The organism is Occallatibacter savannae (genome assembly GCF_003131205.1).
In the GTDB taxonomy this organism is placed as follows: Bacteria; Acidobacteriota; Terriglobia; order Terriglobales; family Acidobacteriaceae; genus Telmatobacter; species Telmatobacter savannae.
The window spans coordinates 247,741-264,045 of record NZ_QFFY01000007.1 but is presented as its reverse complement, the minus strand read 5'-3'; the positions used below and the strand labels follow the sequence as shown (position 1 = coordinate 264,045).

At 59.5% G+C, this 16,305-nt stretch carries 11 protein-coding genes; 5 read left to right on the top strand and 6 right to left on the bottom strand.

Annotated features, from left to right (window positions below; all coding sequences use genetic code 11):
- Position 1 precedes the first annotated feature (1 nt).
- The 6 genes from DHV10_RS23620 to DHV10_RS23595 all read right to left on the bottom strand — a co-directional run bounded on the left by DHV10_RS23620 (position 2) and on the right by DHV10_RS23595 (position 5,180).
- Positions 2–622, bottom strand: coding sequence for a hypothetical protein (locus DHV10_RS23620; RefSeq protein WP_109488879.1), 621 nt, complete (start codon positions 620–622; stop codon positions 2–4).
- Positions 619–1,341 carry a hypothetical protein gene (locus DHV10_RS23615; protein WP_109488878.1) on the bottom strand — a complete coding sequence of 241 codons (723 nt, stop codon included), beginning with the start codon at positions 1,339–1,341 and terminating at the stop codon, positions 619–621. Before DHV10_RS23615 ends, DHV10_RS23620 begins: the two co-directional genes overlap by 4 nt.
- A complete protein-coding gene (locus tag DHV10_RS23610) occupies positions 1,341–2,273 on the bottom strand; it encodes a type IV pilus biogenesis protein PilM (protein ID WP_109488877.1) in 933 nt (310 codons plus the stop codon). Before DHV10_RS23610 ends, DHV10_RS23615 begins: the two co-directional genes overlap by 1 nt.
- A 46-nt stretch (positions 2,274–2,319) precedes the next feature.
- Positions 2,320–4,125, bottom strand: a complete 1,806-nt coding sequence (locus tag DHV10_RS23605; protein ID WP_109488876.1) for a type II secretion system protein GspD — start codon at positions 4,123–4,125, stop codon at positions 2,320–2,322.
- 306 nt (positions 4,126–4,431) lie between these two features.
- The gene (locus DHV10_RS27370; RefSeq protein WP_162601834.1) at positions 4,432–4,647 is read right to left on the bottom strand and encodes a helix-turn-helix domain-containing protein; all 216 of its coding nucleotides are present in this window, start codon (positions 4,645–4,647) and stop codon (positions 4,432–4,434) included.
- Positions 4,632–5,180 carry a Crp/Fnr family transcriptional regulator gene (locus tag DHV10_RS23595; RefSeq protein WP_162601833.1) on the bottom strand — a complete coding sequence of 183 codons (549 nt, stop codon included), beginning with the start codon at positions 5,178–5,180 and terminating at the stop codon, positions 4,632–4,634. The genes DHV10_RS27370 and DHV10_RS23595 overlap by 16 nt, the downstream gene beginning before the upstream one ends.
- 413 nt (positions 5,181–5,593) lie before the next feature.
- Between DHV10_RS23595 and DHV10_RS23590 the strand changes: the two genes are divergently transcribed.
- The 5 genes from DHV10_RS23590 (at position 5,594) to DHV10_RS23570 (ending at position 16,305) form a co-directional block, all read left to right on the top strand.
- The gene (locus tag DHV10_RS23590; RefSeq protein WP_109488873.1) at positions 5,594–6,877 is read left to right on the top strand and encodes an efflux RND transporter periplasmic adaptor subunit; all 1,284 of its coding nucleotides are present in this window, start codon (positions 5,594–5,596) and stop codon (positions 6,875–6,877) included.
- A 37-nt stretch (positions 6,878–6,914) separates the two neighbouring features.
- Positions 6,915–10,229: an efflux RND transporter permease subunit gene (locus DHV10_RS23585; protein WP_109488872.1), complete on the top strand. Its 3,315-nt coding sequence runs from the start codon at positions 6,915–6,917 to the stop codon at positions 10,227–10,229.
- Between the two features lie 39 nt (positions 10,230–10,268).
- Entirely contained in the window at positions 10,269–11,030 is a 762-nt protein-coding gene (locus DHV10_RS23580) for a hypothetical protein (RefSeq protein WP_162601832.1), read from the top strand.
- A gap of 242 nt (positions 11,031–11,272) precedes the next feature.
- On the top strand, positions 11,273–13,321 hold the full coding sequence (locus DHV10_RS23575; RefSeq protein ID WP_162601831.1) for a hypothetical protein: 2,049 nt from the start codon (positions 11,273–11,275) through the stop codon (positions 13,319–13,321).
- Positions 13,322–13,701: 380 nt separating this feature from the next.
- Positions 13,702–16,305, top strand: coding sequence for a hypothetical protein (locus DHV10_RS23570; protein WP_109488869.1), 2,604 nt, complete (start codon positions 13,702–13,704; stop codon positions 16,303–16,305).

Here is a 16,305-nt window from a genome sequence, read left to right as displayed (position 1 = left end):
GCTACTGGATCTCCTTCCCTGCGGTTTCCGCTGTGCCTTCGAGGTGTGCGGCGGCTATGTCGGAGGATTGCTGCTCCGGCGAACGCAGCCATGTCGAGAATCTGAGTTGAAGATTCACTTCGCCGCCCTGCTGACCGGTGAGCGTCATGGCGCGAATGACAAAGCAGGCCTGGTCGCGCTCGAGGCCATTCACGAAACGCATGATTTGCGGGTAGGTGCCGCTCACCTGGGATTCGATGGAGATTTCGGTGAGGCTGGCACCGCGCGCCCTCTGGTCATATGTAGTGTGAGAGAGTTGGACACCAGAGTTGATACCGATCTGGACGATGCGAGAGGAAATCTGCGAGTAGCTGACAGGGATCCGCTGCCTGGAGAAGTTTTCGATGGCGGCTCTGGTAGCAGCGAGACGCTGGCCGGCACCTTGAAGGGGCGCGGTGGAGCTTTTAAGGGAAGCAAGGCGGGCCGCGTTCTGAAGCGGGCTGCTGCTCCAGGTGTGCCAGTCGATGGCCAATTGCGTCAGGATCGCGCAGAAGAGCAGCAGGAGAAGCGCGAGACCTGCACAATGCTTTGCGATTGTAGAACTGGAGAAGTCACGCCACCATAGTGAGAAGGTGCGGCTCATCGCAGGCCTCCGATCGAAGCGGAGGGGTGGGTGAGGGCGGCGATGGCCTTTGAGGCCGATGAAGGGGTCGCGCTGGGTGCGTGTGAAGCCTGCTGGGCGGAGGTGTCGGTTATTTTCGGGTCGCGTGCAGCGTCGTTGTATCCGGTGAGCAGGTCGAATTCCATCATGGTGGAGGCGTCGACAGCGATGCTCTTTTGTCCTGAACCCAAGTTGTTGGCGAGTGACTCACCGACGATGCGCGGGTCAACGAAGCTGCGGGACTCTTCGAGATTGCGAAGCAGGTCAATGCTTTTTTCGTGCGGTCCGACGACGCGGAGGTGCAGAGTGATCGCGCCTTCCTTGGTGCGTGTTGGTTCAATCGCGGTGACCTGGACCTTGCTGGGGAGAACTCTTTCGAGATCCTGCATCACGCCTGTCCATGAGAATGCCTTGGCATCGAAGATCTGATTGAGTTCGTCGGCTTGACGTGCGGTGTTGAGGGCAAGATCGGAGCGCATGGTGGACTGATAGGCGCGCTGTTCTGCCTGCATGGAGCTCATCGAGAGCTCGACGGAGCGCTCCTGACGACGCGCTTCCTGAGCCTTTCGGTTAACGAAGAATGCGGTAGTTGCGGCGATGACGGTGAGAGAGGCTGCGACGACGATGGCGACGCGCAGTGCACGAATGATCGGGCGAGAGTCGATGTAGGGCTGGTTGGCGAGATTTACGGTGATGTCCATCAGGCAGACCTCACTCCCGCGAGAGCGCCGACCAGGCCGGCCGGATTGGAGCCGAAGGGGAAGGCAGGCGATTCGCCGTTCTGCTGAGATGCTGAATAGTGCTTGACCGGGAGAGGCTGGGCCAGCACGGAGCGGCTGAACTCGTCTGCATCGAGGTCGCCTGCGTAGTGGACGCAAGCGGGAGCGGTTTTGAGCTCGTCTTCAAAATAGGCGAGTGCGACGGCGATGTCGCGCTGCATTTCGGCGGTTCTTTCGTCGATGTTGTCCGGAAGCTCGTGGGTTCTGTAGAGGAGGATGTTTTTTCCGGCAGTAATGGATGTGGTGAGTGAGACGCCGCTGAGGTAGGCCGAGAGCACGGGCTCATCGGAGTTGAGGGCAGCCAAGGCGGACAACGCAGATGGGAGCACCGCGCCGGGCTGGAAGCCGGCATCACGGACGACGGCTTCGTATTCGTTGAGCACGCCTTTAGGTACGGCAACCGCGAGCATTTTGCAGATGTTGCCACTGCGATCGAGCAGCTGATAGCTGATTCGTGCGGACTCGATGTCAAAGGGAACGACCTTCTTAAGACGGAGGCGGAGGACGGCCGAGACATGGGAAGGATCGTCGGGAAGAGAATCAAACTCCAGAGAGAAGACCCGCGTGGCGGGGTCGGGGAGCAGCAGGGTGACAGAGCGCATGACGCCGGAGACTTCTTCAAGCGCAGAGCGAAGTGCAGTGGAGATGGCTTCGGGGTTACGGAGATTTGGTTGATTGACGCCGGGAGTTACGGCTCCGACGGGAAGAGGACGGTACGCGTATTTGATGTCGGAAGCGACGGTCTTGGCGGCGGCGAGCACTCCTGCGGAGGCAATTTCGACGGCAACTGGAGGGCGCTCCTGAAGACGCAGGCGAGCCTTCCATCTGCTGAGAACGGATAAGGTGCGCATCATCGGTCATATCCTCCACAACGACAGATCAGGCCTGAAGCACAGGTGCTCAGGGACGAACGGCAGATTTGTTTCTTGGATCGGTGAGTTGCGCGGCAGCGGGCGCCGGGCCTGCAGGAGATGGAAGCGGCGCGCCGGGAGCGCTGTTATCGGCATGCCGATAGGTCACGGATGTTTCGGAGCCGAGGTCGACGGTCTTGAGGTTATCGTCATTGATTTCGGTGGAGCGGACGATGTGGGGAATGATGGCGAAGACGATTTCAGTTTTTGCGTGCTGCTTGTTGCCCTGACCGAAGAGGTATTTCAGAATGGGCAGGTTGACGATGCCGGGGTAGCCGCTGAGGGAGCGAGTTTCGGAATCTTCGAGGATGCCGCCGATCAGATTGACTTCGCCATCGGCGAGCCGGACCTGGTGATCGATGCGGCGCTGTCCGATGGTGGGTTCGGTGACGCCGTCGATCGTTTGCTCGCCGGTGACCGATGAGACTTCGAGCGAGGTCTTGAGAGTGACTTCGTTGTTGGCGTGGATATATGGAGTGATGTCGATGTTGACACCGACGTCGATGTAGGTGAATTGAGTGTTGACGCCCTGGGTGAGGCCGCTCTGGAAGGATCCGGTGGCGATAGGGATGCGGTCGCCGATGCGCAGGGATGCACGTTCGCTGTCCATCACGCGGACCTCGGGACGCTGGATGACCTTGGTGGCGCTGTCGGTAGCGAGCGCGGTGAAGCTGGCTCCGGGCAGCGAGATGGAGATGTCGCCCGCGCCGAGGGCTCCGAAGGAATTCAGCGTCAGGCCGGATGAGCCGCTGCCTGAGCCCGAGCCTGAGCCGGAGCCGGCGGGAGCGATGGAGCCGCTCACGCTGGTGGGCAGGACGGAGCCGAGAGTACGAATCTTGTCGGTGCTGACTTCCAAGACCAAGACGTCGATGAGCACTTCGGATTTGGGTTTGTCGATGTCCGTGAGGAGCTTTTGTGCAAGGATGATCTGGTCGGGCGTGCCGCGCAGAGTAAGAGAGCGCAACTCCGGAGTGGCCTGGATGTGCGAGATGTCGAGAATGCCCTTCAGTGTGCCGGCGGCCTGCTGGAGGTCGGCAGGCGTTGAGGCGTTGCGCAGATAGAACGTCTTCATGACGCTTTGCTGCAGTTCTTTGCGCTTGGAGGTGTTGTCGACGGTGACGAGGATGGTGTTGGACGAGAGCGGGCGCCAGAAGGTTTTCGACTGGATTGCGAGCATGTTGAGAGCTTCGCGGACGGTGACGTCGGAGAGCTCGAAGGTGATCTTCTGGGGCTTGTAGTCCGGATCGAGAAGAAGGTTGAAGCCGCCGAGACGGGAGATGGTTTTGTAAATGGTGTCGACGTTTCCGGTCATGTGGATGGAGACCGGCGCATTGCTTTTGAGCGCGAGGGCTACGGGGCCGGCGGCATTGCTGGCGTCGTGCTCGAGTTCGTGATCGCGAGCCTTTGCAGCTTCATCTTTCGCTCTCTTCTCTTTTTGTATTTCGTCGACAGTGCGCCGGATTTCACCGAGCGCGGCAAAACTTGAGGGGTCGATCTGAGCGGCAATTTGAAATTCGGCAAGCGCCTCCTGGAGCTTTCTTGCATCGCGGAGTTCGTCACCGGCGTGGATGTGCTGTGCAGCTGCGTAGAAGCGAAGGCGAACCCAGGCTGCCATGTATTTTGGGTCGGCGGGTTTGGAATCGTGGGCGCGCTTGTATGCCTGGTATGCGGTGTCGAGATCGTTCTTCTTCTCGGCGCGGGCTCCGGCTTTGAAGGCGTGTTCCGCACTTTCGGCCGCTGCGGAGAGCGGGAGCGAACAGAGCAGCATCGAGCATAGAAGCAACTGCAATCGCATGAGTATCGCCTCAGTTGGGCCGCACGGTTATTAAGCAGACACTCTATGACGCGAATGGGTCATTCTCATTGCGCAAGGTCAATCTCAACGAGCAAAGGAAGAGGCGGGATGAGGCGGAATTTTGTTTGTGTGATGGATAGACGCGAGACGGTAAGAGGCTTGAATCCAAGAAATTGACAAGGTGTGGGTGGGCGATTGCCGCGCGAGGATGGGGTCAGCGCTCGAAGTTGTTTGCTTTGCAGCATGTGCGTTGGGTTCTGTTTGCCCCGAGGGGGATGGCGCTCGGAGTGAAGGGAAGGCGGTGAGCTATTCCTGGTTTCCGATGGCCTCAAGCCTTGCGGCATCGGGAATGACGACAGCCTCACGACGGGGAAGGATGGCTCCGGACTCTGCCCAGCGGGAAAGAATTCGGCTGATTGTGAACAGGGTCGTGCCTGTCATTTGCGCGAGCTCTTCACGGGAGAGGGCGATCTGGATGCCGCCAGGATGCGGAGTCCCGACTCTGCTTACCAGCCGGAGCAAGAGCAGCGCCAGTCGCTTTGCGGCTTTCTCTGTGGCGACCTCGCGGAATCGTTCTTCAAGTTCGGAAAGCTGCGCGGCGAGGTGATGTTGATGTTTCTTCGGATGCCGGGGTAGTCGGCGAGGAGCTTCTGGAGGCGTGAGTACTCCCATGACAGGGCCCGACAACGCTCGACGGCGCGCGCGGAGCAGGTGTGTATGCACTGCGGAGCCTCTGACTGAACGCTGATGGCGTCCCCGGTGCCTCTCATGCTGAGAATGACTTCATTTCCGTTGAAGCCGATCTGCGTGAGCTTGACGCTTCCGACTTGCAAGAGGATCAGGTCGCGGGCGGGCTGTCCCTGCATGTAGATCAGCTCGTCGCGCGCAAAACTACGGGCCTTGGCGCAGGAGGCGATTTCGATGCATTCTTCGCGGGACAGGCCTGCGAAGAGCGCGGAGGCACACATCAATACCACTCTTTCCGCGAGAGTGGAGCCCGGAGAGGAGGGAGTGGACGGCACCGGCAGCATGGCCGTCAAACGAGAGGAGGTCATTCTTGGCCCCAAGGCAACAACCATTTGGCGCTTAATACTGCCGCGCATCCCAAGATCGAAACGACATCTGCGAGGAAGTCGTCAGGTCTACGCAAGTCCTGCCAGCATGTGAGCGTAACGACGCAAAGGGTTCCGGACGCGGACTCGCGGTGGACGAAATGCACACCGCTCTCCCGCCTTCGAGAACTCTGGCCCAGTGAATTTTTTGATTCTTCTGGGAAGGATAGGACAAAAGTAATGTGCTTCTTTGCGCAAGCGCAAAGAAGGACGCGATTGCCATCGCGGCGACTAAGTTGATCGCGAGTCGTGGCAGTCGGGGCTGTTCGAGCACTTGCTCCAGAGCAAATAATCCGGTTGTGATTCGGTGCTAGCGTAACGAAATCCAGCTGGAAGACAGCTCGACGGAGCCGCGCATGGATGATGACCTCGAGGTCCAGGAAAAACCGGGCTCCATGCCAAAGACCGCATTGGCATTGACTTTGCTCGCGATCGGGCTGGTCGCGGGATTTGCGATCGGCATGTCTCGCGGGGGCGGCGAGCGCAGCGCAGCGCACCGGATCCTCTACTACCAAGACCCCATGCATCCTCACTACCGATCGGATCGCGCGGGGATGGCGCCGGATTGCGGAATGGACCTCGTTCCCGTGTATGCGGATGAGGCAGGCAAGGCGATTGTATCGATGAGCAACGCCGAAGCGGGGAAGGCGAAGATCGATTCGTCGATGCAGCAGCTTTATGGAATCAAGCTGGCGCGCGTTGAGCAGGATCGCGGGAAGAGCGTGATTCAAGTGTTTGCGCGGGTCGTTCCTGATGAGACGAAGATTTATCGCGTCAATTTCGGAACGGACGGGTACGTGAAAGAGACGCACGATGATGCGGTAGGCATGTTCGTCAAGAAGAATCAGCACCTGGCGACGGTTTACTCTCCTGATTTTCTTTCGGTATCGGGTGGGTTTCTTGCTGCGCGTGAGCGCGATCCGAGTTCGATGAACGCAAGGACCGCAGGGGGCGGCGAGAACGTATCGCAAGAAGCCGCGAGTGTGCAGGCACGAGCGGACAGACTGCGGAATCTGGGGATGAGCGATATCCAGATCCAAGAGATTACGCGGACGCGCAAGCTGCCGGAGGATGTCTACGTGGTCTCCCCCACTGACGGCTTCATTCTTTCGCGCACGATCTCGCCGGGAATGAGATTTCAGAGGCAGTCGGATTTGTACTCGATTGCCGATTTGAGCCACGTGTGGATTGAAGCAGAGGTTTACGGCCGGACGGCAGAGGCTTTCCACGCGGGCGCCGGCGCTGCTGTGACGATGAGAGAGACGGGAGAGCGCATTCATGCGCGCGTTGTCAGCGTTCTGCCGGAGGTGGATCCAAATACGCGCGCGGTGAAGGTGCGGCTGGAGGCGGAGAACCCGAGAGGCAGACTTCGCCCCAACATGTTTGTGAGTGTCGAGGTGCCGGTTTCGGTTCCCGCGGGCCTTTCAGTTCCGGCCGATTCGATCATGAACAGCGGTGCGACAAAGCGGGTGTACGTGCAGGTGGCAGACGGAGTGTTTGAGCCGAGGCCGGTGGAGACGGGCTGGCAGATCGGCGATCGCGTGCAGGTGGTGAAGGGTCTTGCGCCGGACGATGTGGTGGTTGCATCCGGCACGTTCCTTGTTGATTCGGAATCCCGGTTGCACCCGGGGGCGATCTGAGGCAGAGCGAGCAGGTTGCAGCGTGAGGTAAGGGATTTTGATCGACCGCATTGTCAGCTTCTCAATCCGGCACAAGTTTGTGATCCTCTGCCTTGTCGCGGCGGCAAGCATCGCGGGCTGGTGGTCGCTGACCCACGCGAGCCTGGATGTGCTACCGGAGCTCGGCGACAGGCAGGTGATCATCCTGTCGCGCTGGGACCGCAGCCCGGATATGGTGGAGGCGCAGGTAACGTATCCGATTGTGACGGCGATGCTGGGCGCGCCACACGTGAAGAGCGTGAGGGGCGTTTCGGATTTCGGGTACTCGTATGTGTACGTAATCTTCGACGATGATGTCGATCTCTACTGGGCACGTACCCGGACGCTAGAGTATCTATCGGGAGTCTTGAGCAGACTGCCCGAAGGAGCGAAGTCGGAGATTGGTCCGGATGCGACGAGCCTTGGGTGGATCTATCAGTACGCGCTGGTGGATACGACGGGACAGCATAGCTTGTCGGAACTGAGGTCGTATCAGGACTGGTTTTTAAAGTATCACCTGCGATCGGTGCCGGGAGTGGCCGATGTGGCCTCGGTGGGCGGGTACTCGCGCCAGTACCAAGTCAACGTGGATCCGAATCGGTTGCGGGGATTTGGGATTTCAATTTCGCAGGTTGTGGATGCGGTGCGGGGCGGGAATGTGGAGTCGAGCGCACGGATGCTCGACTTTGGCGGAACCGAATACATGATCCGGGGCCGCGGATATGCGAAGTCGATTGAGGATTTCAGAAACATCGTCATCGCCACGCCAACGGACGGATCGCCGATTCGAGTGAGCGACGTTGGCGAGGTGGTGGAGGGACCGGACCTGCGCCGCGGAGTTGCCGATCTAAATGGAGCCGGCGAAGTGGTGCTTGGCGTGGTGATCATGCGCAGCGGCGAGAATGCCATGAACGTGATCGGGCGGGTGGAGAACCGGATCCGGCAGATTGAGCCGAGCCTGCCCAAGGGCGTGACGATCAAGCCTGTCTACGATCGATCGCAGCTGATTCGACGGACGATCAACAGTACCGAGATCACGATTGCGGAAGTGGCGCTGACGCTGGCTCTGATCATCATCGTGTTTCTCTGGCATTTCCCCAGCGCTTCGATTCCTCTGATCACGATGCCCGTGGCGGTGCTGGCAGCTTTCATTCCGCTGCGGCTGATGGGGATGAGCATCAACATCATGTCGCTTGCGGGTGTAGCGATTGCATTCGGCGAGCTGGTGGATGCGGCGATCGTGGTTGCGGAACAGACGCAGAAGAAGCTCGAGCAATGGGAGCGATCAGGGAGGCCGGGTAAGCACTCGGGCGTGATCCTGATGGCGCTGAGGGAGGTTGCGCGACCGACGTTTTTCGCTTTGCTGGTGATTGCGATTTCGTTTTTGCCGGTGCTGACGCTGCAAGGAGAAGAGGGACGCCTTTTCCGGCCGCTGGTGTTGACGAAGACCATTGCGGTGGCGATCGCCGCGCTGCTGGCTTTGACGCTGGATCCGGCGCTTCGACTATTGCTGACGCGCGTGAACCGATTTGAATTTCGGCCTGCATGGCTGTGCAAGGCGGCGAACGCCGTTCTCGTGGGGCGCATTCGCGCGGAGCGGGATAACGTGCTGAGTCGAACGCTGATGCAGATGTACGAGCCGGTGCTGATGTGGACGCTGCGCAACAAGAAGTGGGTGTTCGGGATTGCGCTGGTGCTGATGGCGCTGACGGTGCCTGCGTTTTTATCGCTTGGCTCCGAGTTCATGCCGCCCATGGATGAGGGCACCATTCTGTACATGCCGACGACCATGCCGGGGATTTCGATCGCTCAGTCGCAGAGGCTTCTGCAGGCGACGGATCTTGTGCTGAAGCAGTTCCCGGAGGTTGAGCAGGTACTGGGCAAGGCGGGACGCGCGGAGACGGCGACCGATCCGGCGCCGCTGTCAATGCTGGAGACGCTGGTCGTGCTGAAGCCGCATTCTCAGTGGCGACATATTCCGACGTGGTATTCGTCGTGGTCGCCGGAGTGGGCGAAGGTGGTTTTTCGACATGTCACGCCGGATACGATTTCGACGGAAGAACTGGTCAGCCAGATGGAAGAGGCCGTGAGAGCTCCGGGGCTGAGCAACGCCTGGACGATGCCGATTCGCGGTCGGACGGACATGCTTACGAGCGGGATTCGGACGCCGGTCGGCCTGAAGATCAGCGGAGATGATGCCGCACAGGTGGAGGCTGCGGGGCAGAAGGTTGCGGCCATTCTCAAGAGTGTTCCGGGAACGCGCGGGGTATTTGCCGAGGCGGTGAATCAGGGATATTTCCTTGACGTGTCGTGGCGCCGCGATGAACTCGCGCGATACGGCATCAGCATGAAGACGGCTGAGGATGTGCTTTCGAGCGCGGTGGGCGGCGACGATATCGGAACCGTGTATGAGGGAACCGCACGCTATCCGGTAAATGTGCGATATATGCGGGACTTCAGGGGCACGGATAACAGCATTGGAGCGGTTCTGGTGCCGGCGGGTGGCGAGCGGCAGGTTCCGATCAGCGAGTTGGCGGACATCCGGCGGGTGAGCGGGCCGGCGATGATTCGCGATGAGAATGGCGCGACGACCGCATATGTGTACGTGGATCTAGGGGGGCGCGATCCGGGCAGCTATATGGTCGAGGCGAACAAGGCCCTCAGTGAGAGTCTGCACTTGCCTGCCGGTTACACCGCAACGTGGGGCGGGCAGAGCGAGGCGATCGCGCGGTCGAACGAGCGGCTGAAGCTGGTGGTGCCGATTACTGTGGCGATTGTCATTCTGCTGATCTACGTCAACACGCGTTCGGCGGTGAAGACGTTTATTGTGCTGCTGGCTGTTCCTTTCTCGGCGATTGGAGCAGTGTGGTCGCTGTATCTGCTGCACTACAACCTGAGCGTAGCGGTGTGGGTTGGGTTCATTGCGCTGCTCGCGATCGACGCGGAGACCGGGGTCTTTATGTTGCTCTATCTCGACCTCGCTTATACCGAGGCGGTGATGCGCGGCAGCCTGGAATCGTGGCTGGATCTTCGGAGGACGGTGCTCTATGGAGCGGCGAAGCGTCTGAGGCCGAAGTTCATGACCTTTGCGGTAACGTGCATTGGTCTTTTTCCGATCATGTGGTCGGACGGCACTGGATCAGCAGTGATGAAGCGGATTGCCGCGCCGATGGTGGGCGGGATTATCACGTCGTTTCTGCTTGAGCTGCTGGTGTACCCGGCGATCTATGAGATTTGGCGGCGCCGTTCCGTTGCGAAGATGGAACGGGATTTGGCGGCCCGTGGAGAGCGGGAGCAACAGGATGACAAGGTCGGGATGCTGATTGCGAGTTAGTCGCGCCGGGGCGAGCGGGCGAACCGGAGAGAGTGCTCTATGAGATTGATGCGACGAGCGGCGATGCTGAGTTTCGTTCTGATCGCGGCGGCATGGTGTTCGCCTGCGCAGGTGGGTGCGCCTGCAAACTCCGCGAATGCGGAGACAGGACTTGCGGGCAACGGCAGACCACAGACGGGGCAGATGAAGGTCGTATGTAGTGGAGACCAACTCACGATTGCGGCGAATGGGTTTTCGCTCTCGACCATTCTGTCGGAGGTTAGCCGGTGCTCTGGGGCGAAGATTGACGGGTCAGAGGCCGCCGCGAGGACAAAGCTGTTCGAGACGATTGGTCCTGCGCCGATCCAGGAGGTGCTGGCATCGCTGCTCGACGCAACGGGGATCAACTACGTGATCCAGGTATCCGACTCGAATCCGCGGAAAGTGGCGACGGTGATGCTGCTGGCTCGAACGGAGCGCGGCGCTGCGGGCGATTCGATCGAAGACGCAGCGCGCGCGGGCGGACGCCGGACTCTGTTGAAGCCAATGCAGCAGGAGTCGCGGATGGAGGAGCCTGCAGCGGATCAAGGTATACCGAGTGCCGACGTGGGCGGGGGAGACGCGCGTCCGGCGGAGGCTCCGGAGCCGGCGGCTGCTCCCATGGAACGCCCGCAGAGCAGCGGAGCACGTGTTTCTTCTCCGGCCGGCGATGCAGCTCCGGCCCCATCGCAGATGAACGTGCAGGACCGCATTGCAGAGATGCAGCGGATGTTTGAACAGCGCAAGCAGATGGTCCAGGAACAGAACCTGCACCCGCACTGAGAGCAGCCCATTGCCGAAATGGTGACTTTAGTCGCGCTTTGTGCGCGGACTCTAGGCTTGCGGCGGGCAAAGATGGCATACTCGTGAGCACCAACAATCGTTCATCTGCTGACGGTTCTGAGTGTCTGCTTTCCCTTCTGCCTTGACTCGCTCCAGACGCCGAGTTGCTCACCTGCTCTGAGCGTCTCGATCCAGGTCCTTGAATTTCAGTGTTCGAGCCGGTGAATCACGGGATACAGAGAATGAGCAAGAGTCACAGCTCTCTGCCGGAGTCAAAAGGGTCAGAGTGCATCGGGTGCCGCACAAGAGCAGCTTTGTGGCGAGCAGGTCTTGTGACCGTGCTGGTGCTGGTTTGCTGCAGCGCTGCGATCGCGCAGATTTCGCCGGGGCCGCTGGCGAGAGCGCATCAAGGCCTCAGCGGCGGCACGAACTGCACCAAGTGCCACGAGGTATCGACGAAGGCTCCGTCGTTCCGCTGTCTTGAATGCCACAAGGAGATTGCAGCGGAGCTGCGCGAGAATCGAGGCCTGCACGCGACGTATCCGCGATCGGGGCCGGAGGGGGCAGCGTGCGTGAAGTGCCACTCGGACCACAATGGCGAGAACTTCCAGATGATCCACTGGGATCCGACGCCAAGCGGCTTTGACCACACGAAGACGGGGTATGCGCTGAATGGAAAGCATGTGGGGGTAAGCTGCCGGGCGTGCCACACGGCGCAGCATATGTCGGCTTCGGCGCGGGCTGTTCTGACGAGCAAAGATCTGGGCCATACGTGGATGGGTTTGTCGCCGAGTTGCGGAACCTGCCATGAGGATAAGCACCAGGGGCGATTTGGCCAGGAATGCGCGAAGTGTCACTCGACGGTTGACTGGAAATCAGCGAGCGTGAGCAAAGAGGGATTCGATCACGCGAAGACGCGGTTTCCGCTGACCGGGGAACACCGGTACGTTCTGTGCAAGAGCTGCCATACGGCGGGGGCTGATGGGCAGCCTCGCTATGCGGGCTTGCCGTTTGCGAACTGCTCCGATTGCCACAGGGTCGATCCGCATAAAGGGGCGTTCAAGCAGGGGTGCGACTCGTGCCACAACACGACGACGTGGAAGAAGTCGACGTTTTCGGTCACGTTCGACCACTCAACAACGCATTTCCCGCTGCTGGGGAAGCATCTGCAGGTGGGATGCGTGGAGTGTCATGCCAACGGGGATTTCAAGGCGCCGGTTGCGCATGAGCTTTGCGCGGATTGCCACAAGCCTGATCCGCACGATGGGCAATTTGCTAAGCGCGGCGATGGAGGGAAGTGCGAGAGCTGCCATACGGTTGACGGATGGTCGCCCTCAAAGTTCTCGGCGGCCGATCACGCCAAGACTGGATTTCCGCTGACTTTTCCGCATGCGGAGGTGAAGTGCGCTTCGTGCCATATACCGACAGGGAAGCAGACGAAATTCAAGATCAAGTATTCGCTCTGCGTGGATTGCCACAGAGATGAACACGAGGGACAGTTTGCGGCAGCACCCTGGAATAACCGGTGCGAGAAATGCCACAACGGGGCGACGTTCAAGGTGACGAGCTTCACGCTCGGGATGCACCAAAAGTCCAGCTTCCCACTGGACGGAGGTCACATCGCGGTGCCGTGTCTGGAATGCCACAAGCCGATGGGCGGCACAAAGGTTGTTCCGTATCACTTCAGCCAGCTGAGCTGCACGAGCTGCCATGAAGATGTCCATCATGGGCAATTCGCCGAGCGGATGAAGGGAAAAGATGCAACCGGAAGGTTGCTGGGATGCAAGGCGTGCCACTCGACAAAGGAGTGGAAAGATCTGACGAAGTTCAATCACGATGCGACAAGCTTTCCATTGATGGGATCGCATCGAGCTGTGGCATGCGCCGACTGCCATCGGCCGCCGAATCTGGAGCTTACGATGCGTCATGTGGACTTTACGAAGACATCGGCTCAATGCGGCGATTGTCATGAGAATCCACACGCAGACCAGTTTGGTGAGCGGAAGGATAAGTGCGAAGGATGTCATAACTCGAATAAGTGGAAGCCCTCGCTCTTTAATCATGAAGTTACGGGTTTCCCGCTGAAGGGCGGGCACGAGGATGTTGCGTGTTCGGCGTGCCATACGTTGAAGCGGGTCATTAACGGGAGCGAGGTGCTGCTGTATAAGCCGACGCCGAAGAACTGCGATGCATGCCACGGAGCAAGCATTCCAAAAGCGAAGGGTGCAATCGCATTACTGCAACATGAAGAAATGTTCATGCCGAAGGTGTGTTACTTTGGCGTTTTGTGATGGACTCGAAAACAATTGCTGTTGTATTGTGAGTTCAAATAGTTGTCAGGCTCACTTAGTAACCCCCATCTGCGTCAATCAGGCACCATCTGTTGCCTTAAAACAAAGCAAGACCGGATTGACCCGTAAGAGGCACGCCGCGCCACCCCGCCGAAGCCAGCTGAACGCTTCATGGCCGCGCACACACTCCCGGTAACAACCTTGATTTGGAAGCAGGCTCTTTGATGTTCAGAGAAACTGCTGATCTGTATTGAGTGAATTTCGGGTGGATGAATGTCTGCACCCGATGCGGTATGTGCCGTGGCTGATGCGTGACAGCGAAGGACTCGCTTTATGCCTTCGTTTGGATAGTGAGCCAGGCGGGAGGTTGCGGAAGGCGGATGGATCGTAAGCGCCAGCTGCTTCTGTTTGTGATTGCGACGCCCTTGCTTGCAGGCATGGCCCTGCAGAAGCCTGCCGAGAATCCGCGTCCGCAGGTAGGGGGCGCGCCGCAGGCCAAGGTGACGAATCCGCATGGGCCGATCGCGATTGCGTGCCAGGAGTGCCACACCTACACGAGCTGGAAGCCGATCCGTTCAAATCCAGAATTCAGTCATGATCAGACCGGATATCCGCTGCGGGGAATGCACCAGAAGGTGACCTGCACGAAGTGCCACACGAGCCTGATCTTCAAGAACGTGAGCAAGAATTGCGCGGATTGCCATGCGGACATTCATCGTCGGCAGTTTGGAGCGAACTGCGAGAACTGCCATACGGTGAAGGGCTGGCAGGTATCGAATAAGGACATCCGCGATCACCTGAATCGTTTTCCGCTGGTGGGGGCGCATGCGATGCTGGCGTGCGAGGATTGCCACAAGAATGCGGCGGCGGGCCAGTTTGTCGGGTTATCGACGGCTTGCTACTCGTGCCATCAGAAGGATTTCAGGACTCCGGTTTTGAATCACGTATCGTCGGGATTTCCGACAACGTGCGAGAACTGCCATACAGCAAATAGCTGGCTGAATGCGAAGTTCGATCACCTGAAGCAGACGGGGTTTGCGCTGACCGGAGCTCATGCGACGCTGCCGTGCACGAGTTGCCACGTGAACAATGTGTTTGCGGGTACGCCGGCCACGTGCTTTGGCTGCCACGCGACGGACTTCAACAACAGCAAGAACCCGCCGCACGTACAGCTGGGGTTGCCCCACGATTGCGCGACCTGCCACACCACGTCTGACTGGCTGAACGCGAAGTTTGATCACACGGTGTATGCGCACTGGCCGCTGACGGGAATGCATGCGACGGTGCAATGCGCGCAGTGCCACACGAACAACAACTACGTGTCGACGCCGACGGATTGCTACTCATGCCACAAGGCGGACTTCACGAGCGCGACGGATCCTAATCACGTGGCATCGGGATTTCCGACGGACTGCTCCGTTTGCCACACGACGAGCGGGTGGAAACCATCGTCGTTCAATCACAGCGCCACTGCATTCCCGCTGACGGGAGCGCATACGACGGTGCAGTGCGCGCAGTGCCATGTGAACAACAACTACACTACGCTGCCAACGACCTGTTACGGATGCCACCAGGCGGATTACAAGGCGACGAACAATCCACCGCACGTGGCATCGGGGTTCCCGACGGATTGCACGCAGTGCCATAACACGACGTCGTGGACGCTTGCGACTTTCAATCACAACAACACATCGTTCCCGTTGACGGGGGCGCATACGACGGTGCCTTGCGCGCAGTGCCACGTGAACAACAACTACACGACGCTGCCGACGGCGTGCTATGGGTGCCATCAGGCGGACTACAACGGAACGAAGGATCCCGCTCACGCTGCGTCGGGCTTCCCGACGGACTGCACGCTCTGTCACACGACCACGAACTGGACGTCGGCAACTTTCAATCACGCTTCGGTGTTTCCGCTGACGGGCGCGCATGCGACGGTGCCTTGCGCGCAGTGTCACGTGAACAACAACTACACGACGCTGCCGACGACCTGCTACGGGTGCCATCAGACGGACTGGAAGGGGACGACAAATCCGAATCATGCGGCGGCGGCGTTTCCAACGACCTGCGATACGTGCCACAGCACGACAAACTGGACGAACGTCAACTTCAATCACGCGACATACGCCAACTATCCGCTGACGGGCGCGCATGCGACGCTGCAGTGCGTGCAGTGCCACACGAACAACAATTACACTTCGACGCCGACGGCCTGCTACTCGTGCCACAAGGCGGATTTTACGGGGACGACCAATCCGAACCACGTGTCGTCGGGGTTCCCGACGGACTGCTCGATCTGCCATACGACGAGTGCGTGGAGCCCGTCGTCGTTCAATCACAACAACACGGCATTTCCGCTGACCGGGGCGCATACGACTCTGCAGTGCACGCAGTGCCACACGAACAACAACTATACGACGCTGCCGACGACCTGCTATGGGTGCCATCAGACGGATTGGAACGGAACGACGGATCCAAACCACGCATCGGCAGGATTCCCGACGACGTGCGATACGTGCCACACGACGACATCGTGGGCGGGTGCGACGTTCAACCACAACAACACGCCGTTTCCGCTGACGGGGGCGCACGTGAACGTGGCGTGCAACAAATGCCACATCAATAACGTGTTCGCGGGGACGCCAACGGACTGCTACTCGTGCCATAAGGCGGACTTCACGTCGACGACAAATCCGAATCACGTTACGGCCGGGTGGCCGACCAGCTGCACGACGTGCCATACGACGACGGCGTGGCTGCCGGCAACGCTGCCTGCCCAGTACCACACATTCTTCCCGCTGACGCATGGAAATGCGAACGGTGTTTGCACGACTTGCCACACGAACTCTAACGACTACTCGGTATTCACGTGCACGAACTGCCATACGGCGTCTGCGACTAATCCGCGCCACAGTGGCGTGTCGGGATATGTGTACAACAGCGTGAACTGCTACGCATGCCACAAGAGCGGTGGCGGAGGTTAG